The sequence below is a fragment of the Bacillus sp. TH13 genome (assembly GCF_016651175.1).
Classification (GTDB): domain Bacteria; phylum Bacillota; class Bacilli; order Bacillales; family Bacillaceae_G; genus Bacillus_A; species Bacillus_A thuringiensis_S.
Window position 1 is genome coordinate 1,894,853 of the sequence record NZ_JAEKEJ010000025.1, and the last position, 23,479, is coordinate 1,918,331.

Here is a 23,479-nt window from a genome sequence, read left to right on the forward strand (position 1 = left end):
TTATTATTCAGAAGCTACGAATACTTTTTTAAATCCGTTAATTGCTGCTGCAAATTTGTCGTCATCCGCAAGTTTTTTAGTTGTGCGGATTTCTTCTAATAAGTCAGTCGCATTAGAATCTAACCAAGCATGGAATTCTTCTTCGAAACGAGTGATATCTACTACTGGGATATCATCTAGGAATCCACGTGTTAAAGCGTAAAGAATGATAACTTGTTTCTCTACACGTAACGGTTTGTGTAATCCTTGTTTTAATACCTCAACAGTACGAGCACCACGGTTTAGTTTCGCTTGAGTTGCTTTATCAAGGTCAGAACCGAACTGAGCGAACGCTTCTAACTCACGGTAAGATGCAAGGTCAAGACGAAGTGTACCTGATACTTTACTCATTGCTTTAATCTGAGCAGATCCACCAACACGAGATACAGAAGTACCCGCATCAATCGCTGGACGTACGCCAGAGAAGAATAGGTCAGATTGTAAGAAGATTTGTCCATCCGTAATAGAAATTACGTTTGTTGGGATGTAAGCTGATACGTCCCCTGCTTGTGTTTCGATGAAAGGTAGTGCAGTTAAAGAACCGCCGCCTCTTGCATCACTTAATTTTGCTGCACGCTCTAATAAGCGAGAATGTAAGTAGAATACATCCCCTGGATAAGCTTCACGACCTGGAGGACGACGTAATAGTAATGACAGCTCACGGTAAGCCGCTGCTTGTTTTGATAAGTCATCATATACTACTAATACGTGTTTACCATTGTACATGAACTCTTCACCCATTGTTACACCAGCATAAGGAGCTAAGTATAATAATGGAGCTGGTTGAGAAGCAGATGCAGTTACAACGATTGTGTACTCTAATGCACCATGCTTACGTAGTGTTTCTACTACGTTACGTACAGTTGATTCTTTTTGTCCGATAGCTACATAGATACAAATCATATCTTCATCTTTTTGGTTAATGATTGTATCAAGTGCAACTGCTGTTTTACCAGTTTGACGGTCACCGATGATTAATTCACGTTGACCACGGCCAATTGGTACAAGAGCATCGATCGCTTTAATACCTGTTTGAAGTGGCTCATGAACAGATTTACGATCCATTACACCTGGTGCTGGACTTTCGATTGGACGAGTGTTTGTTGTATTGATTGGGCCTAGACCATCAACTGGTTGACCTAATGGGTTTACAACACGACCAATTAGTTCTTTTCCTACTGGTACTTGCATGATGCGACCAGTACGACGAACTTCGTCACCTTCACGGATTTCTGTGTAAGGTCCTAAAATGATAATACCTACGTTGTTTTCCTCTAAGTTTTGTGCTAGTCCCATAACGCCGTTAGAGAACTCTACAAGCTCACCAGCCATAACGTTATCAAGACCATGAGCACGCGCAATACCGTCACCAACTTGGATAACTGTACCAACATCACTAACTTCGATTTCAGACTGATAGTTCTCGATTTGTTGCTTTATCAGTGCGCTAATTTCTTCAGCTCTGATGCTCATGTGCTTCACCCCTATCTATTCTTCATTAATTCACGCTGAATACGTGCTAATTTTCCTTGTAAACTTCCGTCATAAATGCGATTTCCAATACGTACTTTAATTCCGCCTAGTAAATCTTCATCTACAACATTTTTCACGCGAATTGCATCTTTTCCCGTTCTCTTTGCAAATGCTTCTGCAATGTTAAGCTTCTCTTCTTCAGATAGAAGACGAATAGAATATACAGTTGCATCCGCTACGTTACGTTCTTCATTAGCAAGAACAACATATTCATCTGCAATTTCAGGTAAGATATCAATACGCTTGTTATCAATTAAAATATATAACGTATTTAAAATTGATTCAGAAACAGATCCGAATACGTTTGCAAGAAACGTTTTCTTCTGCTCTTTTGAAATGTTTGGTTGTGTTAAAAAGCTATGTAGTTCTCCGTTCTTTACATAAACGTTTTGTACAAGGCGTAATTCTTCTTCAAACATTTCTAATACGTGTTTTTCTTTTGCAATTTTAAAAAGAGCGACAGCATAACGTTTTGCTACAATCCCATTGCTCATCGCGCTTCTCCTACTTCTTTAATATAATCGCGAATTAACTTAACTTGATCTTCTTCTTTTAATTCTTTTTCAATTACTTTAGAAGCAATTTGAACAGATAAAGAAGCGACTTGTTCTTGTAAAGCAGCAATTGCTTGCTCTTTTTCGCGTTGAATTTCTTGTACAGCAGATGCTTTAATTGATTCTGCTTCTTCTTTCGCAGCAGCAACAATCACATCTTTTTGATCTACAGCTTGTTTTTTCGCTCTTTCGATTAACTCTTGTGCTTCAACACGCGATTGTTTTAACATTTCACGTTGTTCTTCTACTAACTTCTTCGCTTCAGCGTTACTTCTTTCTGCAGCGTCGATTTCATTAGTAACATGCTCTTCACGTTCTTTCATAATTCCCATTAAAGGACCCCACGCAAATTTGCGTAGCATTACTAATAGAATTAAGAAAATGAACAATGTATAAGCAATCGTTCCAAATGGAATGGAAGCTCCTAATAATAAAGTTGGCACAAGGATTCACTCCCTTCAAAATATCTAAATTGATCATATGAAAAAAAAAGACATACGTTTCGTTCATAAAGCAATGGCGAAGAAAGTTCGGAAAAACACTCTTCGCCATCTATGTAAGGGGAGTCTCCCTTATTTGTTCATTACGATGAATGCAATAACTACACCGATGATTGGAAGTGCCTCAACTAAAGCAACCCCGATGAACATAATTGTTTGAAGTGCGCCTTTTAATTCTGGTTGACGAGCAACACCTTCGATTGTACGTGATACGATAAGACCGTTACCAATACCTGCACCTAATGCTGATAAACCAATTGCAATTGCAGCTGCGATTACACCTAAACTCATTTAATTTGTCCTCCTTTGTATTATAAAAAAATAAATTTTTTCTTACTTAAATTATATTAATGGTCATGACTTACTTTATGAGCCATATAAACCATCGTTAACATAACGAAAATAAATGCTTGGATTGATCCAACGAATACACTGAATCCCATCCACGCTAACATCGGTACAAGCGCACCTAATGCTCCAAGGAATGATGCCCCGCCTAACTTAGCAAGTAATCCTAATAAGATCTCACCTGCATAAATGTTACCGAATAAACGAAGACCTAACGTTAATGTGTTAGCAAACTCCTCAATAACCTTTAATGGGAATAAGAATTTCATAGGTTGGAAATAACCTTTAACATACTCTTTCGTACCCTTCATCTTAATTCCATAATAATGGGTGAGGGTAACTACCATCACGGCTAATGTTAATGTAACTGCTGGATCAGACGTTGGTGACCTCCACCATGCAATATGTTCGCCAGCTTCAGTTGCTGAATACATGAATGGTAAACCAAGGAAGTTCGATACGATGATAAACATGATAAGCGTAACGCCAAGCGTTAAGAAACGTCCACCTGTTTTCCAGTCCATCGTACTATTGATAATCCCTTTCACGAAGTCAAACACCCATTCCATGAAGTTTTGCATCCCGGTTGGGCGAAGGGCTAAGCTGCGAGTTCCGATAACAGCGATTAAGAAAACAATAACTGCTGCTACAGTAACCATCATAACTGATGACAAATCGAACGTTAAACCTAGAAATTTAACTAATTTACCGTGTTCCACTAGTAATTCACCTCTCTTCCCTGCTCTTATACTCTAAATAAAGAAAATCTATGATCATGACAAGGTATCCTGTCAGCAATCCTACACCTAAGCCCAACATCGCAATTAACTCTTGATATTTGGCTGCAAATAAAATTAATAACCCAATCGTAGCGAATCTTGAATATGTACTTACAGCTGTCGCCTTAAACTTCACGTTTTCTCCATTTGTTACGCGATCTAACAGCTTGTCTGTTCTACGTGCAATGATGCGCAAACTAAGAAAACTGAAAATCGTTCCGATAATCAGCCCAAGAAATACATCCTTGTAAGAGGTAAATCCCCATCCTAGCACTAGAAGCGCAAGCAAGTAGTACATATATTTCTTTTGTCTTTGGACAAGTCCATGTACGTCTATCATCATTGCTCTCCCGAATAGTAATGTCGAATGAGTCGAATCATTGCGTATACCCCTGTTCCTAACCCGAGTAATAACCCTATAATAAGAAACAATGGAAACGTTCCAACCTTATTATCAATCCACTGCCCACCAAAGATTCCAACAAGTATAGAACCGACTAACTGAGCAAGAATTCCTGACATTAAAGCATATGCTTTTATATGGCTGCGATCGTTTTTTTGCAAGGATTCATCCCTCCAATATGTAACCCTCATTCACGATGTGTTAATAATAACTCATTTTTTTGCATAAATCCTATACAAAACAAAAAGTTTACATTTTCGTCACGGAATAGATGTAATTTTGTCACTGAAAGCCCTACCATCTATCCCCGTTGTTAGCATACAATAGGGTATTAACAGTGTCAACGAGAAATCGTAAAAAATCTAAAAATTTGAGTATTAGGCATTTCCTCCCAAAAATGAAAACGTTCCCCTTCTAAATACTGGTTACATATATGCAATTTCTAACAGTTTTCTCTTTATAATAGAAGGAAATGTTCACAAGTTTGTCACTATTATATTTTCGAGATATAACGCTTTTCTTCCATAATATAGTGTTCCTCAGACGTAAGACTTCTATATTATATGTGATGTGTATGCAACTTATGTTGTATATACGATGTATATTTATCCTCTCCCCTACTTGCTTACAGCAAAAAAAAAAACGAGCAGGGGAATCTCCCCTGCTCGTCAGTTGTCTTACTTCGTTCCGAATAAACGGTCACCAGCATCACCAAGACCTGGTACTACATATCCGTGGTCATTTAATTTCTCATCTAATGCTGCTACATAAATATCAACATCGGGATGTTCTTCTTGTACTACTTTTACCCCTTCTGGAGCTGCAACGATACACATTAACTTAATTTGTTTCGCACCGCGCTTTTTCAGAGAGTTAATCGCTTCAGCCGCAGAACCACCTGTTGCTAGCATCGGATCTAGTACGATAAAGTCACGCTCTTCTACATCCGTTGGAAGTTTCACATAGTATTCTACCGGTTGCAATGTTTTAGGGTCACGGTATAAACCAACGTGTCCTACTTTTGCTGCTGGAATTAATTTCAGAATTCCATCAACCATTCCTAAACCTGCACGTAAAATCGGAATTAAACCAAGTTTTTTACCAGCGATCACTTTTGTTGTCGCTTTGCTTACAGGCGTTTCAATTTCAATATCCTTAAGCGGAAGGTCGCGAGTAATTTCGAAAGCCATTAAGCTTGCTACTTCGTCCACTAATTCACGAAAATCTTTCGTACCTGTATTCTTATCGCGAATATATGTAATCTTATGTTGAATTAACGGGTGATCAAATACATACAGTTTTCCCATGTGAATCTCTCCTTTAGATGATATTCATGCGTTTGCACGCTTTTTTACACTATTTACGATTGTAAAGAAAACGCTACTAATATTCAAGGGCAAATTTGGCAAAATCATGATTTTACGATGAATCTATCTAGTATCTTTACCAATTATGGGAGCTGTATCCTTCATTATATCGCCAAAATTTATTCATCATTTGTATACATACTTTAAAAATAATATATGTCCACAAAAAAGACTGCCAAAACAATTACGTTTCAGCAGTCTTCTTCAATCTATTATAGATTTGGATACATTGAGAATTTGCTCGTTAACGCTTCTACACGCTTACGTGCTTCTTCTAATGCAGCTTCATTTTCATGATTTTTTAATGTGTAAGCAATAAGTGACGCAATTTCATCCATTTCTTCTAAACCGAAACCACGAGATGTTACAGCTGCTGTACCGATACGTACACCACTTGTTACAAATGGGCTTGCTGTTTCAAATGGAATTGTATTTTTGTTCACTGTAATACCAACTTCATCTAATACGTGCTCTGCTACTTTACCTGTGATTTCTAGGTTACGAACATCAATCAAGATTAAGTGATTGTCTGTTCCGCCAGAAACAAGTGTAAGTCCTTCTTTTTGAAGACCTTCAGCTAAGCGGTTCGCATTGTTAATGATATTTTGTGCATACGTTTTGAAATCCTCTTGAAGTGTCTCACCAAACGCAACAGCTTTTGCAGCGATTACGTGCATAAGTGGACCACCTTGAATACCAGGGAAGATTGATTTATCAATTTGTTTTGCAAACTTCTCTTCACATAAAATCATACCACCGCGCGGACCACGTAACGTTTTATGTGTTGTCGTTGTAACGAAATGTGCATGTGGTACTGGATTTGGATGTAAGCCAGCAGCTACTAAACCAGCGATATGTGCCATATCCACCATTAAGTATGCACCCACTTCATCTGCAATCTCACGGAATCGTTTGAAATCGATAACACGAGGGTACGCACTTGCACCTGCAACGATTAATTTTGGTTTATGTTCTTTCGCTTTTGCTAATACATCATCGTAATTAATACGGTGAGAGTCAGCATCCACGCCATATTCTACGAAATTATATTGTACTCCACTGAAGTTAACAGGGCTTCCGTGTGTTAAGTGACCACCATGAGATAAATTCATACCAAGTACTGTATCGCCTTGCTCTAAAATTGTGAAGTATACTGCCATGTTCGCTTGTGCACCAGAGTGTGGTTGAACATTTACGTGCTCTGCGCCGAAAATTTCTTTCACGCGATCACGTGCGATATCTTCTACTACGTCTACGTGTTCACAGCCACCATAGTAACGTTTTCCAGGATATCCTTCAGCATACTTATTTGTTAAAACAGAACCTTGCGCCTCCATTACCGCTTCACTTACAAAGTTTTCCGAAGCAATTAACTCAATCTTTGAACGCTGTCTTCCTAGTTCTGCCTCAATTGCAGCAAATACCTTTTCATCTTGACGTTTTAAATGATCCACCAAAATCCCCCTTTTCTGAACGAATTACATCGATTCCCAACAGTTTTTTCTCATTTATTCAGAAAAAACGAAAATTCAGGTTGTAATTCTTTCGAACCTTCATGTTTTCAACTACATTCTAACATGACTTTCTATATCATAAAAGAAAAAAAAGACCGAAAATCGGTCTTTTCTTTCTTCTACTATAAAGTCAGACAACATACCTTTTATCTTATGATAAACAGCTACTATATGACTTCCTAATTTCTCATATTTAACGGCAAGTGGTAGTCTCTTCCGCCACCGCGTAAACAGCACGTGCTCCACCAATTAGTTTTCCACGTGTTTTGGCCATCGTTACATGCGCACTTCCAATTGCCTTCACACTTGTACGAACCGGAACAGCTACATGTTTTAAATGCATACCAATAAATGTATCACCAATATCCATTCCTGCATCTGCTTTAATAAACTCAACTACTACCGGATCTTTCAAATTGTGATACGCATATGTCCCCAATGCACCACCCGCTGATCTAACAGGCGTAACTGTTACAATTTCAAATTGATATTTTATCGCTACTTCTCTCTCAACTACTAAAGCACGGTTTAAATGCTCACAACATTGAAACGCTAATTCAATACCTGTTCGCTCTTGAAATTGTTTTAACTCAGAAAAAATCGCCTCTGCTACTTCCATCGTTCCTGATGTTCCAATTCTTTCGCCTAGCACTTCGCTCGTGCTACAACCCACTACAAAAATTTGACCGCTTTGTAATGAAGCTTGTTCTTGGAAATCAGAAAGCGACATTTGTAGCTGTTCTCTTACCTTTACGATTTCTGTCATTACGCCTCTTCCTTTCACAGGTTGGTTCACCAAATTATATTTCACACTACTAATAGTTAGAATCTATTACTTTGTTTCGTATGTTTTAATTTTTCCTACGCGGTTTTCGTGACGACCACCTTCATAGTCAGTTGTTAACCAGATTTTCGCGATATCACGAGCTAGACCAGCACCAATTACACGCTCGCCCATTGCTAGCATGTTAGTGTCATTATGCTCTCTCGTTGCTCTCGCACTGAAAGTATCATGAACTAACGCACAACGGATACCATTTACTTTGTTTGCTGCGATTGACATACCAATGCCTGTCCCACAAACTAAAATACCACGATCTACTTCACCATTCGCTACCATTTCAGCTGCTGGAAACGCAAAGTCAGGGTAATCAACAGAACCAGCTTCACATTCACAACCTAAATCAATATATTCAATATTTAACTCTTCTAATAAACTTACAAGTTCTTTGCGGATATTCATACCGCCGTGATCAGATGCTATTACTACTTTCATTTTTACCCCTCCAAAGTTTCAATCAATTATCTTCATTTCACACTCGCTACCTCAATAGAACGAAGTGATCTCCAATATCGTATTATACACGAAACATCAACCTACTGAATGTTTTTTCAGTAAAGTTTGTACAAGTTTTTCCATCTCATCTAACGTTTCTTTATAAATAGAAAGCGAGCCTCCAAATGGATCTGAAATGTCCTTACCTATACCTTCAGTTAATCCATATAACGTATTCAATTTCTTTTCAACACTCGGATAATGCCCAAGTACAATGTGTTTATGATTTTCTGTCATCGTTACGACAATATCAGCCCAATCAAGCAAAGTTTCGTTTACTTGTTGCGCGGCATGATCAATTGAAATCCCTTTTTCAGCTAAAGCTTCCTTCGCATATACCGATGCATCGCTCCCAGGATAGGCGAAAACACCGGCAGATTGCACTTCAAACCTATCTCCTCCGTGATGACGAAGCAACGCCTCAGCCATTGGACTACGACATGTATTGCCAGTACAAACAAATAACACTCGTTTCATCCAAACCCACCCCTATATTCAATTTCTTACCACTCATCATAACTTACATTAGAATAGAACAAAAGAAATGTGAATATACAAAAGGCGCATTTCTCTTATATTTTTTCTAAGAAAAATGCGCCTTATCCACATATATGTGAAACCCTATTTCCAAGTGCCCAGAGTATTTTAACATACCTACTGAATATGCAACAAAAATAAGGAATCCATTTCATACGAAACGGATTCCTCTTATGCAGCAATTATTTCATTGTAACTTTCATTACTTCTGTTGAACCTTTTGTAGCTGTTACGCCTACAGTTGTCTTAATAGACTCAGCTGCATCTGTGTTTGTAATAACGATTGGAGTAATTGTGCTTTTCGCTTTTTCACGGATTAATTCTAAGTCGAATGAGATTAATTTATCTCCAGCTTTTACAGCTTGGCCTTCAGAAACGTGAGCTTCGAAACCTTCGCCTTCCATTTTTACAGTTTCTAATCCAACGTGGATTAAAATTTCTGTGCCGTTTTTCGCTTTAATTCCGATAGCATGTTTTGTGTGGAATAATTGTACGATTTCACCATCAACTGGAGATACAACTACACCTTCAGTAGGATCGATTGCAACACCGTCACCCATCATACGACCAGCGAATACTGGATCTGGTACTTCTTCAATATTTTTCACTGCTCCAGTTAATGGAGCTACGATTGTTTCTTCATTTGTTTTTGAACCAAGACCAAATAATTTTTTAAACATAGGATAGTCCTCCTTATAATTTACCTAAAAGTTTATAGGGCAATCCCTAGTAAAGCTCGGGATACATGTAAGACTTCATACTTCGAATATTATACTGTAAAAACGCTTTCGAAATAAATTACGTCATTACTAATAGACTCTTATTGTAGCGCTTCACAAAATTCCAGTCAATTCTGATTGTCTGAATAACAATAAGAAGTTAACTTCTATTTATATTTTCTCTTTTTTCGTCCAACTTGTCTAGAGGTCTTTACTACATTTTATTTTTTGTTGTTAATTTGTAAAATTTAATTCAAACTTTTTTCAAAATACGCTTGACTAAAGTAAGTAACTATTTTATCATTACTTACATAAGGTAAGTTAATAACTTTTAGGAGGTTTTTTAAAAATGATGGATTTCGGTCTTCTTATTATTCGTCTTATTATAGGAATTACATTCATGGGTCATGGTGCTCAAAAATTATTTGGTTGGTTCGGCGGTTACGGTTTAAAAGGAACAGGTGGCTGGATGGAATCAATCGGTTTACGTCCTGGTGTATTTATGGCATTTATGGCTGGTGCAACTGAATTACTAGGTGGTTTCTTATTCGCATCAGGTATTTTCATTATAGTTGGCTCATTATTTATCGTTGGAACAATGTTAATGGCTATCTTCACTGTTCACGGGAAAAATGGTTACTGGGTGACACAAAACGGATATGAATATAACTTAATGTTAATCGCTGTTGCTGTTGGTGTAGCTTTAATCGGACCTGGCGCATACGTTTTACTTTAATTTTCATCTCAATCTTGAGATTCTTGAAAAAGAACTTACTTCATTACAATTGAAGTAAGTTCTTTTTATGAAACAAAATATTATTTCCAGCAGGATTTTCTCACCGATATCTTGTAAACAAACAATAAGTATTCATATTTAGAAAGGGGATTACAAGCATGTTATCCATTAATCCAAATGAACAAACTGAAAAAGATAATTACAAATTACTTACTGGAAGTATCATCCCTCGCCCTGTCGCATTCGTTACTTCTGTAACAAAAGATGGTGTATTAAACGGAGCACCATATAGTTATTTCAATATTGTCGCTGCTAATCCACCACTTATCTCAGTTTCTGTACAACGAAAAGCGGGAGAAAGAAAGGACACTTCTCGAAACGCAATTGAAAAAGGAGAATTTGTTGTACATATTTCTGATGAATCATATGTAGCAGCAATTAACGAAACAGCAGCTAATCTCCCTCCAAATGAAAGTGAAATTGAACTAGCAAAACTAACACCAATTGAAAGTGAAGTCATCTCCGTTCCAGGTGTAAAAGAAGCAAATATTCGAATGGAATGCATATTAGAACGTGCAATTCCACTTGGTGGAACAGAAGACTCACCAGCTTGCGATCTACTAATTGGACGCGTCGTTCGTTTCCATGTTGCCGAACATCTATATGAAAAAGGGCGCATTCACGCAGAAGGACTCAAACCAATAAGCCGCCTAGCAGGACACAACTATGCAAAATTAGGAGAACAATTTGAACTGGTTAGGCCAGTTTAAAAGCGGAAGTGGCCCGTTTAGCTCTGACCAGCTAAGGTTCTCTCGTACAAAAGGTGCTTTTTACCTTTAGTGCGGGAGGTTCTTAGATGCGAAGAGCTGGCCACTGGAGCTGGATATATCTAAAAGCGGAAGCGGCTCGCTCAGAATGAGAGGGGGATGGAGCTTCTGACGTAGAGGCGCTTTTTGCCTCGCAGGAAGACGCGAAGCCACCGACCATTCTAGCCCGCTGGAGCTGGATATACCTAAAAGCGGAAGCGGCTCGCTCAGAATGAGAGGGGGATGGAGCTTCTGACGTAGAGGCGCTTTTTGCCTCGCAGGAAGACGCGAAGCCACCGACCATTCTAGCCCGCTGGGGCTGGATATACCTAAAAGCGGAAGCGGCTCGCTCAGAATGAGAGGGGGATGGAGCTTCTGACGTAGAGGCGCTTTTTGCCTCGCAGGAAGATGCGAAGCCACCGACCATTCTAGCCCGCTGGAGCTGGATATATTTAAAAGCAAGGCGGCTCGATTCCTGCCATCACTCAAACATAAAATCCCCTGCTTTTTAGCAGGGGATTTTATCATTGTAATTCTTCCTTCTTTTCCTCTAAAGTAGGCAGTTTTTCTTTTTTCGGTTTCCCTAGCTTAATTACGAAGAAATATAGGGAAAGCAGTGTAATAAGAAAAACAATTAAAAACGGGTACGGAGAGTAAAAGGCACGCGCCGCCTCAGTCTTTCCCGCAACAAATTTCAATGACTCAATATCTAAAAACTCAGCAAACATTTGTACACCGAGCATACTAAACCAAAAAACAAAAAAACTAATAATAATACCAAAAACTTGCTTCAATCTCGTCATTCATCTCATCCTTTCTATATGTGTAATTTTTTAGCGCAATCAGTATAGTACAAACAAAACTATGCACAGAAAGGAGCTATCTTACTATTCGCGAATTAACTTAATCCAACCTAAAATTGCAATTTGCAAAATAATACCCCAAATTATAAGCCTTCTTAGCCATCGAGGAAAGAAGGTTAAAAACTTAACATACCATTCCAATAGCTTGTTCATAATTCCCTCCTACATAAAATTATATAGGAAAAAGGATATATAATCCAAATCCAACTAGAATGATGCCACCTACTATCTCGCCATATGTACCGAGCATATCTTTCGCATGTCTACCAATTAATAAACCAATCCACGCTAATAACATGCTAACAAATCCAAAAAGTAATATCGTAATGATTGTTTGTGCCCCATAAATACCAAGACTAAGCCCTACTGAGAAACTATCTATACTAACGCCAAATGCAAATACGAATAAGCTAATTCCAATAGGGGCAGTTCTAGTCTCTTCATTTTGTAAAATGGTCGAATATACGATATAAAAACCTAGTCCAATTAATAAAATAGCACCCGCAAAATGTGCAATATCTCCATACTTCTCTGATAAAAAACGACCTAGTACCATCCCTATAAACGGCATAATAATATGAAATATCCCTATCGTCATACCAATATACAGGATTTGTCTTAACTTTAGGGGCATCATCCCCATACCAAGACTCACCGAGAACGCATCCATCCCTAAGGCGAATGCCATAATTATTAAAGGTATTAGCTGTTCAAACGTCATTCATGCCCCTCCTTGGACGTGCTACTTCACAATATGCTTATCCAAGGAGAAATATTCTGTTTGCTAACCTTACCTTATCATTCAATAATAATATGATGTCCTGCCGCTTTTGTTAAACGATTCATAATAGCATTTCCTATTCCTTCATTAGGGAACGACTCACTAAAAATAACATCCACTTCACTTGCATCAAATGTTCTAAGTACATCATATAATTTAGTCGCAACGCTAGCTAAGTCACTTCGAACACCACAAGACAATATAACATCTGCGTTATATACATGTTGATACTCTTCCGTCGTTAATACGCCTACTTTAAATCCTTCTTCCTTTTTCCCATCCACAAGTTGCTGAATAAACTCACGTGAGCCCTCAACAATACTAAGTGGTGCTTTCGGCGCATAATGTGTGTATTTCATTCCAGGTGATTTCGGTTTTTCCTTCTCATCCTTTAAAGCTGGATCTAAAGAAACGGTACCTATCACCGCTTCTAATTGTTCTTTCGTAATCCCACCTGGACGTAATATTGTTGGAACCGGGCTTGTACAATCAATTACAGTTGATTCAACGCCTACTCCAGTTGCACCACCATCAACAATACCTGCAATCTTCCCATTCAAATCTTCATATACGTGAGAAGCTAGTGTTGGACTTGGACGCCCTGAACGATTCGCACTTGGTGCCGCAACAGGTACATTCGCCTCTTCAATAAGAGCAAGTGCAACTGGATGATCAGGCATTCTTACCCCAACCGTATTAAGTCCCGCCGTCACCCTCTCTGAAATCCCTTCTTTTCTCGGCAAAATAATTGTTAATGGTCCTGGCCAAAAATGCGCCATTAACTTCTCTGCAACTGGTGGAATTTCTTTCACAATCCCATCTAACTGAGATTTTGTACCTATGTGGACAATGAGTGGATTATCACTCGGTCTTCCTTTCGCTTCGAAAATTTTCGCGATTGCTTCATCATCCATCGCGTTTGCACCTAACCCATATACTGTTTCCGTAGGGAAAGCAACCGCCTCATTTTCTCTTAATAATTTTGCTGCTTCTTGTAACTGTGGATAATATTTTTTTCTTTCCACAACATTATCCACAACCCACATATTTGTATGCATTTTTTTCCACGTCCTTTTCTACCCTTAAATACTTGTCTATTTTTAGTTTACTATGAGATTTATCCAAAAGACAAACAAGGTTTATCCACAAAATGTGGATAAACCTAATTAATCCGTGGATAACTTTGTGAATAGCTGACAATTTAGTATTATTGCATTCTGCTCTTTTATATTTTTACAAAAATGTTCTAACTGTTGAATTCCCTCTGGAACCTCATCCTTTTCTATAGTAAAAAAGTCAAAGAACTGAAAGATCGGTACAGATTGTGGATGGTTTGTTAGTAAGTACAATTGTTGAACACTTTTTTCTTTCATATACTGCAAAAACATTTCAAAAAAATATAAGAAAGTCTGTTTATCCACATGAGGTGTGAATAAACAAGAACGAATAAGTACATCTTCCCCACTTTGTTCATAACCAATTACAGCTCGTATTTCTTCCGCCTCTTCCAAAATCATAAATTGTGCGTACAACTCATTTATTTTATCATCTTTTTTATTAGCTTGTCCGAAAAAAGAATGTAATCTTTCCACATCTGCTTTCGTAGCAAAATACACTTTCTTCATAATAAATCCCTCCTCATTTTTATATATGAGGAGGGATTTATTAATAGTACTATTTAGAGAATAAAGATGTAAAAGCTTCTACAATAAACAATTTAACTTCTGGCTTTTCTTCTTTCTCTTCGACTTTTACATACTCATTTTGCTTTTCTTGTTTTTTCTCCACAGGTTTCTCCACTTTTTCCACAGTTTTTGTTTCTTCTTCACTTACAGGCTGCTCTGCGACTTTTGTTTCATTTTTTACTACTTTCTTTTCAGAAGCTGTTACTTTTTTTACTACTTCCTGTTTTACAACTTTCTTTTCTTTTACCTTATCCACTTTCTTCTCTTCTGTATCTACTACTTCTTGATCTAGTTGTTTCACCTGCTCCTCTTCAGGAGATTCCGCCTTCACAACGTGCTCTTCTTTTCTTACAGCTGTCCCACTCGAAAAATCTAAGAAACACATTGGTGGAAATAATACACACCACCAGTTCGCGCCTTCACCTTCTCCAATTGTGATCAATACTGCTTCATATTCTCCTGCTGGATAAATAAAATTCCCATATACCTTTGTAGGAAACTTTACATTCTTACTAAATTTCACTTGAAATGATTCTTTACTTCCTTCTCTTTTTAACGTATTTTCCACCGTTTTCTCGATTTCTGGAATATGATTTTGAATTACTTTGCGTGCCTCTTCAAATGAAGTTAAATCCGCTACCCATCCATCAATTTGTGCTTTTACTTCATCACGTACTTTACGCTTTAATGCCTGGTCTTTATCTGAATCACTATTTGCTAAAATTCTTAATCGAACGGCCTCTTTCGGAATAACTGAAGGCCCTTTCGCATCAGCTTTCATATATCCAAACTGCACAAGTAACTGTGCACCAATTAATAATATAAGAAGATAAGCAATAACTTGTTTTTTCATTTCCTCCACCGTCCCTTCTACAAACAGTGTGGACAGACTTTCATATTTCTAAACTATTAAATTCAAAATCTATATGAATTTTCCCAAAAAAAAATAGAGTAAGGTGTGAACCTTACTCCATCTCAGCAAATACCATACGGTCTTTTCCGTTAATATCAAAAACAACCTCAACATGGGCATGCGGAAAAGCTTGTTGTAACAATCTCTTTACATCCTCACCTTGTCCTACTCCAATTTCAAACGCTACAATTGCTTTCTCCTGCAACACATTCGGCAATTCTTCCATAAAACGGCGATAAAAATCTAATCCGTCTTCTCCACCAACAAGTGCTCTCTTCGGCTCATGCTCTTTCACAACAGGAGAAAGACCACGCCAATCCTCTTCCGGTATATATGGAGGATTTGAAACAACAACATCTAGCTTTTGACCCGTTTTATCAAATGGTGACAATAAATCACCGTGATAGAACGTTACTTCTGCACCTAAAGATTTTGCATTTTCTTTTGCAACTTCAATCGACTCTTGTGCAATATCTACTGTATACACGTGAAGATTTTTATTTTCTAAAGCAAGCGTAATAGAAATCGCTCCACTACCTGTGCCTATATCTGCTACATGTAGTTCCTTGTCGCCAAAATGGCGCTCAATTCTTTCTAATACTCCTACTATAAGCTCTTCTGTTTCCGGTCTTGGTATTAATACTTCTTCATTCACAAAGAACGACCGGCCATAAAACATTTCATAACCAATCATATATTGAATAGGAATACCTTCTACATGCTTGTGGATAAACTCCGTAAAGCTTGCCTCTTGTTCCTCATTTATTTCTTCACGCATATTCATAAGTAATCCTGTTCTGTTCATCTTTAATACATGACAAAGGACAATTTCTCCCGCATTTTCATCTCGTCCATTTTCCTGTAAAAAAGAAGAAGCCCATTTCAGGGCTTCATAGACACGCATTACTCAGCTGCCTCCATCCTTTGAGCCTGATCTTCCATCACTAAGGCATTGATGAAATCATCTAACTTACCTTGTAAGATTTGATCTAGCTTTTGAATCGTTAAACCGATTCGATGGTCTGTAACACGGTTTTGCGGGAAGTTATACGTACGAATACGCTCTGAACGATCACCCGTACCAACAGCTTGTTTACGGTTTTGATCATATTCAGCTTGTGCTTCTTGTCTAAACTTATCATAAACACGTGCGCGTAATACTTTCATCGCTTTTTCTTTATTCTTAATTTGTGATTTCTCATCCTGACAAGATACAACTACACCAGTCGGTAAATGCGTTAAACGTACCGCTGACATCGTTGTATTAACGCTCTGTCCACCAGGACCACTAGAAGCGAATGTATCAACACGAACATCTTTCTCGTGAATGTCGATTTCTACTTCTTCTGCCTCTGGTAATACAGCTACAGTTGCTGTAGATGTATGAATACGTCCACCAGATTCCGTTTCAGGAACACGTTGTACACGGTGAGCACCATTCTCGAATTTCAGCTTCGCGAAAGCACCTTTACCGTTAATCATAAAGATAATCTCTTTATATCCACCTAACTCTGTATAGCTAGCCTCGATAATTTCTGTTTTCCAACCTTGAACCTCAGCATAACGGCTATACATGCGGTATAAGTCACCAGCAAATAAAGCGGCCTCATCGCCACCAGCAGCCCCACGAACCTCAACGATAACGTTCTTATCATCATTAGGGTCCTTTGGAACTAGTAAAATTTTCAGACGTTCTGATAACGTTTTTTCTTGTGATTCTAACTCAGAAACCTCTTCTTTTACCATGTCACGCATTTCTGCGTCTAACTTCTCTTCTAACATTGCTTTCGCATCTTTTAATTGCTCACGAACATCCTTATACTCACGATACACCTCTACCGTTTCCTGTATATCAGACTGTTCCTTTGAATATTCACGAAGCTTATTTGTATCGCTAATAACCTCTGGGTCACTTAACAATTCATTTAACTTCTCATAACGATTTTCTACAGCTTGCAAACGATCTAACACATCATTCACCTCTACATCCTAGTATCTAATACAAATAGTATATGGTACTTACTCAAAAAAACGCAAATTATATTTAAAAGCGCAAGCGGCTTGCTCAGAATCGCAGGACACTTTCAACTCTTGACCTTGAAGCGCTTTTTGCTTCAGGCGAGAGAGTGAAATGGCCGGAGATTCTAGCCGCTGGAGCTAGATAATATTTAAAAGCGTAAGCGGCTCACACCACCCACACTCTCTATTCTGAAAAAAACCCGCCTTGCGCAGCGAGTTTTACTTGTCTTTGTTTGTAGGAACTGCATGACAATGACGACAGCGTGGTTCATACGATTCTGAAGCCCCAACTAAAATAATCGGATCATCAAATGCCGCTGGTTCTCCATCAATTAATCGTTGTGTACGACTTGCCGGAGATCCACATGCAGAACATACTGCTTGTAGTTTTGTTACATGTTCAGCAATCGCCATCAGCTGAGGAACTTGTCCAAATGGTAGACCACGGAAATCTTGGTCTAAACCAGCTACAATGACACGATAGCCACGATTTGCCAATACTTGCACCACTTCCACAATGTCCCCATCAAAGAATTGCACCTCATCGATTGCAATTACATCCATATCTTCAGTGATATGTTCAAATATATCTTTTGAAGCTGAAACAGGAACTGCTTTTACCTTTAATCCGTTATGTGATACAACGTCTTCTTCACTATAGCGATTATCAATACATGGTTTAAATACAATTGCATGTTGTTTCGCAAATTGCGTACGGCGCACACGGCGGATTAACTCTTCTGATTTACCAGAAAACATACTACCGCAAATCACTTCAATCCAACCATTTTGATTTATTAAGTACATGAAGCTCTCCTTTCATCTACTTTTTAGTTAAAAGTAGGGTAAAGGTATAATATTTTCGCAAAAAAAACAGACAAGCGAATACATACACTTGCCTGTTTTATGTTTTTATTACTTGATACCGTATTTCTTATTGAAGCGATCAACGCGTCCGTCTGCAGTAGCAAACTTCTGACGTCCAGTGTAGAATGGGTGAGAATCAGAACTGATCTCAACTTTTAGTAATGGATAAGTGTTACCATCTTCCCACTCAACAGTTTCGCTAGAGCCTTTAGTAGACCCGCTTAAGAATTTGAAGCCTGTGTTTGTGTCCATGAATACAACTTTCTTGTAATCTGGGTGAATTCCTGCTTTCATTCTTTTCATCTCCTTCCGCCCTGAATCATTTTCGAAACAGAGTTTTTCATCTTCAGCTGCATACACAACTATATTGATGAAACACATATGATGAAATTATAACAAGGCTAACTTCATTTTGCAACTACCTGTTTTTGTCTTTTTAATTTTAAAAGCGCAAGCGGCTCGTTCAGAATGGGAGGGGGATGGAGCTTCTGACGTAGAGGCGCTTTTTGCCTCGCAGGAAGACGCGAAGCCACCGACCATTCTAGCCGCTGGAGCTGGATATTAAATTTAAAGCGGCGGGGGCTCGCTCAGCTCTGACCAGCTAAGGTTCTTTCGCCCTAAAGGTGCTTTTTACCTTTCGGGCGGAAGGTTCTTAGATGTGAAGAGCTAGCCACCGGAACTGGATATCACTTAAAAATCCAGGACACTTCACACCCTCTCACTTGAGGCGCTTTTTGCCTCATGGAAAGACGCGAAGCCACCTACCATTCTAGCCGCTGGAGCTAGATATCACCTTAAAGTGGAGGGGGCTCGTTCTGCTCTGACTAGCTAAGGTTCTCCCACTTATTTCTCTCTTTAATATCACCTAAAAGGCATAAGAAACTCGCTTACTATAAAATAAGCGAGTCCCAATCTTTTCCCTTTACTTAGTTGTTACATATCTTTTCGAGTCTGCAACAATGTTTTGTAAAAATTCTTCGTTTGTCTTCGTTTGACGAAGCTTACGTAAGAAACTTTCAACAAAGTCTGGTGTATCACGCATTGTTTTACGAATGCCCCATAACTTGTCTAAATGCTCTTTTGGAATTAATAGATCTTCTTTACGTGTACCAGAACGACGAATATCAATCGCTGGGAAGATACGACGTTCAGCTAACGAACGATCTAAGTGAAGTTCCATATTTCCAGTTCCTTTAAATTCCTCGTAAATAACATCGTCCATACGAGATCCTGTATCAACAAGGGCTGTTGCTAAAATCGTTAAGCTACCGCCTTCTTCAATATTACGTGCAGCTCCAAAGAAACGCTTCGGTCTATGGAAAGCCGCTGGGTCGATACCACCCGATAATGTTCTACCACTTGGCGGAATAACGAGGTTGTAAGCTCGCGCTAAACGGGTAATACTATCCATTAAAATGATAACATCTTTTTTGTGCTCTACAAGACGCATTGCACGTTCTAACACAAGTTCAGCTACTTTAATATGATTTTCTGGTACTTCATCAAAAGTAGAACTTACAACGTCGCCCTTAACAGAACGTTCAATGTCTGTTACTTCCTCTGGACGCTCATCAATTAAAAGAACAATTAATTCTGCTTCTGGATGATTTGTTGTAACACTGTGTGCAATTTCTTTTAATAGACTTGTTTTACCAGCCTTTGGAGGCGCAACAATTAAACCACGTTGTCCAAATCCAACTGGTGCGATTAAATCCATGATACGTGTCGGTAACTTTTTCGGTTCCGTTTCCAATTTCATTTGGCGATCTGGGTATAATGGTGTTAATGCAGGGAAATGCACACGCTCTTTTGCTGAATCTGGATCATCTCCGTTTACAGCTTCAACTTGTAATAACCCAAAATAGCGTTCATTTTCTTTAGGAGGTCGTACTTTACCAGAAACTTTGTCTCCATTACGTAAATCGAAACGACGAATTTGCGAAGCTGAGATATAAATATCTTCTGAGCTTGGAGAATAGTTGATAGGACGTAGGAATCCAAATCCTTCTGATTGAATAATTTCTAATACGCCTTCCATGAAAAAGAAACCTTCTTTTTCTGCTCGAGCTTTCAAAATAGAAAAGATTAACTCTTTTTTCGTTAACTTGCTATAATACGAAATCTTAAATTCTTTCGCAAGCTCGTATAACTCTTTTAACTTCATGTTTTCTAATGCTGCAATTGACAAATTCATTCAGACACCACACTTTAACGTTATTCTCTTTTTTCATGGGTAAAGGGAAAAATACGGAAGGCAAATAATTAATAATGAAAGGCAATAAGTTCAAGTAGGGTAATATTCACTATTGTAACCCTTTTATCTAGTTTTAATCAATACGTTGGAACACAAATACAAGAAGCGAAGACAAGAAAATTTGTCTTCGCTTCTTATTTAATTTAGTTCCAGCTCCGATAGTTAAAAAGATCGACCATTTTAACCTTTCTGAACGAGCCGCTTACGCTTTTTACTTAATCCAGCTTCAGCAGCTAGAATGGTCGGTGGCTTCACTTCTTCCTGCGAGGCAAAAAGCGCCTCTACGTCAGAAGCTCCATCCCCCCTCCCATTCTGAACGAGCTGCTTACGCTTTTTATTTAAATCCAGTTCCAGCGGCTAGAATCCCCGGTCATTTCACTCTCTCACTCGAAGCAAAGAGCGCTTCAAGGTCGAGAGTTCCAATGCCCTGCGATTCTGAGCGAGCCGCTTCCACTTTTTATTTAATAACCAAGTTTGGTTTTTTATTTAAGCTATGACGACCATCTACGAAGCGAACTGTGCCTGATTTCGCACGCATAACAAGAGATTGCGTTGTTCCTACGCTACCTTTAAATTGAACACCGCGTAATAGTTCTCCATCTGTTACACCTGTTGCTGCAAAGATTGCATCGTCACCTTTTACTAAGTCCTCCATACGAAGGATACGATTAATGTCTTCTATGCCCATTTTTTTACAACGTGCTAATTCAGCTTCGTTTTGTGGCAATAGTTTTCCGTGAATTTCTCCACCTAAACATTTTAAAGCAACCGCTGCTAATACACCTTCAGGTGCTCCACCAGATCCAAATAAAATATCTACACCTGTACGATCAAACGCTGTATTAATCGCTCCAGCTACATCTCCATCATTAATTAATTTAATACGAGCACCAGCTTTACGAATTTCTTCGATAATTTCTTGATGACGTGGGCGATTTAAAACTGTCGCTACAACATCTTCAATATCTTTATTTTTCGCTTTCGCAACTGCACGTAAGTTATCAATAATAGGCGCATCAATGTCGACCGCCCCAACTGCTTCTGGGCCAACCGCGATTTTATCCATGTACATGTCAGGAGCATGTAACAAATTACCATGGTCTGCAATTGCAATAACAGCAAGAGCATTCCAGCCACCAGCTGCTACGATGTTTGTCCCTTCTAAAGGATCAACTGCAACGTCTACACGTGGTCCATATCCTGTACCTAATTTCTCTCCGATATATAGCATTGGTGCTTCATCCATCTCACCTTCACCAATTACAACTGTACCTTTCATCGGAATTGTATCAAATACATCACGCATAGCTGATGTTGCTGCACCGTCTGCTTCATCCTTTTTCCCGCGCCCCATCCAACGCGCTGATGATAATGCTGCAGCCTCTGTTACACGTACTAACTCCATAGATAAACTTCTTTCCACAATAATCCCTCTCCTTTAAGTCTTTATATTTCTGCCGTATTTTGTGAACCGTGTTTTTCTATAAAGTGTACTTCCGCAAGTAGTGATGCTTCGCTTCCCCCTTGCGGAAGTATCACTTATGCGTTCTTCATCTCTTCAATTTCTTGTTTTGTCATTTGTTCTCGCCAAATGTTTGCTCCAAGCCCTTTAAGCTTGTCCACTATATTCTCATAACCTCGATCAATATGCTCAAGTCCTGTTACTTCTGTAATTCCATCTGCCATTAACCCTGCAATAACAAGTGCCGCTCCCGCTCGTAAATCACTCGCCTTCACTTTTGCACCTTGCAGTAACACAGGACCAGTTACAATTGCCGAACGACCTTCTACTTTAATTTGAGCATTCATACGACGTAATTCATCAATGTGTTTGAAACGGGCACCGTAAATTGTATCTGTTACAACTCCCGTCCCATGCGCCTTTGTTAAAAGCGTCGTAAACGGCTGTTGTAAATCCGTTGGAAAACCTGGATATACAAGCGTTTTGATATCAACTACTTTTAACTTTCTATTACCGTTCACCGTAATTTGATCATCGTTCGTTTCAACTTGAACACCAGCTTCTCTTAGCTTTGCAGTAACTGATTCTAAGTGCTGAGGAATAACGTTATCAACCGTTACTTCTCCTCCTGATGCAGCTCCTAGAATCATATACGTACCAGCTTCGATACGATCTGGGATGATAGTATGGTGACAACCATGTAAAGAGTCCACACCATCTATTCGGATTACATCTGTACCAGCACCTTTAATACGTGCTCCCATGCTTGTTAACAATGTAGCTACATCAATAATCTCGGGCTCTTTCGCTGCATTTTCAATAACAGTTCTACCTTTCGCTCGTACAGCTGCTAGCATAATATTAATCGTAGCCCCCACACTAACAACATCTAAATAAATACGTGCTCCATGTAGTTCATCTGCCCTTAAATAGATGGCACCTTGTTCATTTGTAACATGTGCACCCAGCGCTTCAAACCCTTTAATATGCTGATCAATCGGCCTCGGTCCTAAATGACATCCACCCGGAAGCCCAATAACAGCTTTTTTAAAACGGCCAAGCATCGCACCCATTAAATAATAAGAAGCGCGCAACTTTTTCACTTTTCCATTTGGCAAAGGCATTGCAACCATGTTAGAAGGATCGACTACCATCTCTTCCTCCTGTCCATAAGTTACTTTCCCTCCAATTTCCTCTAGTAAGTCTCCTAACATTTTCACGTCCGAAATATTAGGGACACCACCAATAGTTACTGGAGTATCTGCTAAAATTGTCGCTGGAATTAATGCAACGGCACTGTTCTTTGCACCGCTTACTCGAATTGTTCCATTTAAAGCTCTTCCGCCTTCAATTAGCAATTTTTCCATATTGAGCTCCCTTCTTGTGAATGTATTTACTTTCTATCTTTTTATAGAAAGCTCCCCTTAAGAATCTCAATTACTCTTTCCATCCCAAAACTCAATA

29 protein-coding genes are annotated in these 23,479 nt (G+C 38.8%); 2 read left to right on the forward strand and 27 right to left on the reverse strand.

Annotated features, from left to right (window positions below):
* Nucleotides 1-3 precede the first annotated feature (3 nt).
* From atpA to JFU02_RS18295, 14 genes are all read right to left on the reverse strand, one after another.
* Nucleotides 4-1,512 carry a F0F1 ATP synthase subunit alpha gene (atpA, locus tag JFU02_RS18230; protein WP_000027521.1) on the reverse strand — a complete coding sequence of 503 codons (1,509 nt, stop codon included), beginning with the start codon at nt 1,510-1,512 and terminating at the stop codon, nt 4-6.
* 11 nt (nt 1,513-1,523) lie between these two features.
* A complete protein-coding gene (gene atpH / locus JFU02_RS18235; RefSeq protein ID WP_000064682.1) occupies nt 1,524-2,066 on the reverse strand; it encodes a F0F1 ATP synthase subunit delta in 543 nt (180 codons plus the stop codon).
* Nucleotides 2,063-2,569 (reverse strand): F0F1 ATP synthase subunit B, encoded by a 507-nt coding sequence (atpF, locus tag JFU02_RS18240; RefSeq protein WP_001142622.1) that lies wholly within the window; start codon nt 2,567-2,569, stop codon nt 2,063-2,065. Before atpF ends, atpH begins: the two co-directional genes overlap by 4 nt.
* A gap of 129 nt (nt 2,570-2,698) precedes the next feature.
* Nucleotides 2,699-2,917, reverse strand: a complete 219-nt coding sequence (atpE, locus tag JFU02_RS18245) for a F0F1 ATP synthase subunit C (RefSeq protein ID WP_000052064.1) — start codon at nt 2,915-2,917, stop codon at nt 2,699-2,701.
* A 56-nt stretch (nt 2,918-2,973) separates the two neighbouring features.
* Nucleotides 2,974-3,693 (reverse strand): F0F1 ATP synthase subunit A, encoded by a 720-nt coding sequence (gene atpB, locus JFU02_RS18250; RefSeq protein ID WP_000399879.1) that lies wholly within the window; start codon nt 3,691-3,693, stop codon nt 2,974-2,976.
* A 7-nt stretch (nt 3,694-3,700) separates the two neighbouring features.
* Entirely contained in the window at nt 3,701-4,093 is a 393-nt protein-coding gene (locus JFU02_RS18255; RefSeq protein ID WP_201071399.1) for an ATP synthase subunit I, read from the reverse strand.
* Nucleotides 4,093-4,317: an AtpZ/AtpI family protein gene (locus tag JFU02_RS18260; protein WP_001171223.1), complete on the reverse strand. Its 225-nt coding sequence runs from the start codon at nt 4,315-4,317 to the stop codon at nt 4,093-4,095. The genes JFU02_RS18255 and JFU02_RS18260 overlap by 1 nt, the downstream gene beginning before the upstream one ends.
* A gap of 26 nt (nt 4,318-4,343) precedes the next feature.
* On the reverse strand, nt 4,344-4,457 hold the full coding sequence (locus tag JFU02_RS18265; protein ID WP_000232962.1) for a DUF4024 domain-containing protein: 114 nt from the start codon (nt 4,455-4,457) through the stop codon (nt 4,344-4,346).
* A 376-nt stretch (nt 4,458-4,833) separates the two neighbouring features.
* Nucleotides 4,834-5,463: a uracil phosphoribosyltransferase gene (upp, locus tag JFU02_RS18270; protein WP_000517539.1), complete on the reverse strand. Its 630-nt coding sequence runs from the start codon at nt 5,461-5,463 to the stop codon at nt 4,834-4,836.
* A gap of 272 nt (nt 5,464-5,735) precedes the next feature.
* Nucleotides 5,736-6,977: a serine hydroxymethyltransferase gene (glyA, locus tag JFU02_RS18275; RefSeq protein WP_000349800.1), complete on the reverse strand. Its 1,242-nt coding sequence runs from the start codon at nt 6,975-6,977 to the stop codon at nt 5,736-5,738.
* 253 nt (nt 6,978-7,230) lie between these two features.
* Nucleotides 7,231-7,803, reverse strand: coding sequence for a TIGR01440 family protein (locus tag JFU02_RS18280; protein ID WP_000136382.1), 573 nt, complete (start codon nt 7,801-7,803; stop codon nt 7,231-7,233).
* A gap of 66 nt (nt 7,804-7,869) precedes the next feature.
* A complete protein-coding gene (gene rpiB, locus JFU02_RS18285) occupies nt 7,870-8,313 on the reverse strand; it encodes a ribose 5-phosphate isomerase B (protein WP_058839686.1) in 444 nt (147 codons plus the stop codon).
* 96 nt (nt 8,314-8,409) lie between these two features.
* Nucleotides 8,410-8,850 (reverse strand): low molecular weight protein arginine phosphatase, encoded by a 441-nt coding sequence (locus JFU02_RS18290; protein WP_000832376.1) that lies wholly within the window; start codon nt 8,848-8,850, stop codon nt 8,410-8,412.
* A 242-nt stretch (nt 8,851-9,092) separates the two neighbouring features.
* Complete coding sequence (locus JFU02_RS18295) at nt 9,093-9,590, reverse strand: PTS sugar transporter subunit IIA (RefSeq protein WP_000473666.1); 498 nt, start codon at nt 9,588-9,590, stop codon at nt 9,093-9,095.
* A gap of 388 nt (nt 9,591-9,978) precedes the next feature.
* On the opposite strand from JFU02_RS18295, the gene JFU02_RS18300 reads away from it, so the two are divergent.
* The gene (locus tag JFU02_RS18300) at nt 9,979-10,365 is read left to right on the forward strand and encodes a DoxX family protein (RefSeq protein ID WP_000968613.1); all 387 of its coding nucleotides are present in this window, start codon (nt 9,979-9,981) and stop codon (nt 10,363-10,365) included.
* Nucleotides 10,366-10,523: 158 nt separating this feature from the next.
* The gene (locus JFU02_RS18305) at nt 10,524-11,135 is read left to right on the forward strand and encodes a flavin reductase family protein (RefSeq protein WP_000949048.1); all 612 of its coding nucleotides are present in this window, start codon (nt 10,524-10,526) and stop codon (nt 11,133-11,135) included.
* Nucleotides 11,136-11,695: 560 nt separating this feature from the next.
* Here the strand turns inward: JFU02_RS18305 and JFU02_RS18310 are convergent.
* From JFU02_RS18310 to murA, 13 genes are all read right to left on the reverse strand, one after another.
* Nucleotides 11,696-11,974, reverse strand: coding sequence for a DUF3935 domain-containing protein (locus JFU02_RS18310; protein ID WP_000197471.1), 279 nt, complete (start codon nt 11,972-11,974; stop codon nt 11,696-11,698).
* An 84-nt stretch (nt 11,975-12,058) separates the two neighbouring features.
* Nucleotides 12,059-12,187, reverse strand: coding sequence for a hypothetical protein (locus JFU02_RS32490; RefSeq protein WP_001037632.1), 129 nt, complete (start codon nt 12,185-12,187; stop codon nt 12,059-12,061).
* 19 nt (nt 12,188-12,206) lie between these two features.
* Nucleotides 12,207-12,755 (reverse strand): manganese efflux pump MntP, encoded by a 549-nt coding sequence (locus JFU02_RS18315; RefSeq protein WP_000142475.1) that lies wholly within the window; start codon nt 12,753-12,755, stop codon nt 12,207-12,209.
* Nucleotides 12,756-12,832: 77 nt separating this feature from the next.
* Nucleotides 12,833-13,873: an L-threonylcarbamoyladenylate synthase gene (locus JFU02_RS18320; RefSeq protein WP_061667901.1), complete on the reverse strand. Its 1,041-nt coding sequence runs from the start codon at nt 13,871-13,873 to the stop codon at nt 12,833-12,835.
* Between the two features lie 108 nt (nt 13,874-13,981).
* Nucleotides 13,982-14,440: a GNAT family N-acetyltransferase gene (locus JFU02_RS18325; RefSeq protein ID WP_000758437.1), complete on the reverse strand. Its 459-nt coding sequence runs from the start codon at nt 14,438-14,440 to the stop codon at nt 13,982-13,984.
* 49 nt (nt 14,441-14,489) lie between these two features.
* A complete protein-coding gene (spoIIR, locus tag JFU02_RS18330; RefSeq protein ID WP_201071406.1) occupies nt 14,490-15,353 on the reverse strand; it encodes a stage II sporulation protein R in 864 nt (287 codons plus the stop codon).
* Between the two features lie 112 nt (nt 15,354-15,465).
* Nucleotides 15,466-16,317: a peptide chain release factor N(5)-glutamine methyltransferase gene (gene prmC / locus JFU02_RS18335; RefSeq protein WP_001267025.1), complete on the reverse strand. Its 852-nt coding sequence runs from the start codon at nt 16,315-16,317 to the stop codon at nt 15,466-15,468.
* Nucleotides 16,317-17,384, reverse strand: coding sequence for a peptide chain release factor 1 (gene prfA / locus JFU02_RS18340; protein WP_000887066.1), 1,068 nt, complete (start codon nt 17,382-17,384; stop codon nt 16,317-16,319). The genes prmC and prfA overlap by 1 nt, the downstream gene beginning before the upstream one ends.
* A gap of 267 nt (nt 17,385-17,651) precedes the next feature.
* Nucleotides 17,652-18,239 (reverse strand): thymidine kinase, encoded by a 588-nt coding sequence (locus JFU02_RS18345; protein WP_000280851.1) that lies wholly within the window; start codon nt 18,237-18,239, stop codon nt 17,652-17,654.
* 108 nt (nt 18,240-18,347) lie between these two features.
* The gene (locus tag JFU02_RS18350) at nt 18,348-18,593 is read right to left on the reverse strand and encodes a type B 50S ribosomal protein L31 (protein ID WP_000643435.1); all 246 of its coding nucleotides are present in this window, start codon (nt 18,591-18,593) and stop codon (nt 18,348-18,350) included.
* Between the two features lie 628 nt (nt 18,594-19,221).
* A complete protein-coding gene (gene rho / locus JFU02_RS18355) occupies nt 19,222-20,493 on the reverse strand; it encodes a transcription termination factor Rho (RefSeq protein WP_001053903.1) in 1,272 nt (423 codons plus the stop codon).
* Between the two features lie 517 nt (nt 20,494-21,010).
* Nucleotides 21,011-21,976 (reverse strand): class II fructose-bisphosphatase, encoded by a 966-nt coding sequence (glpX, locus tag JFU02_RS18360; RefSeq protein WP_000442340.1) that lies wholly within the window; start codon nt 21,974-21,976, stop codon nt 21,011-21,013.
* Between the two features lie 116 nt (nt 21,977-22,092).
* Complete coding sequence (gene murA, locus JFU02_RS18365; protein WP_000413248.1) at nt 22,093-23,382, reverse strand: UDP-N-acetylglucosamine 1-carboxyvinyltransferase; 1,290 nt, start codon at nt 23,380-23,382, stop codon at nt 22,093-22,095.
* Nucleotides 23,383-23,479 lie beyond the last annotated feature (97 nt).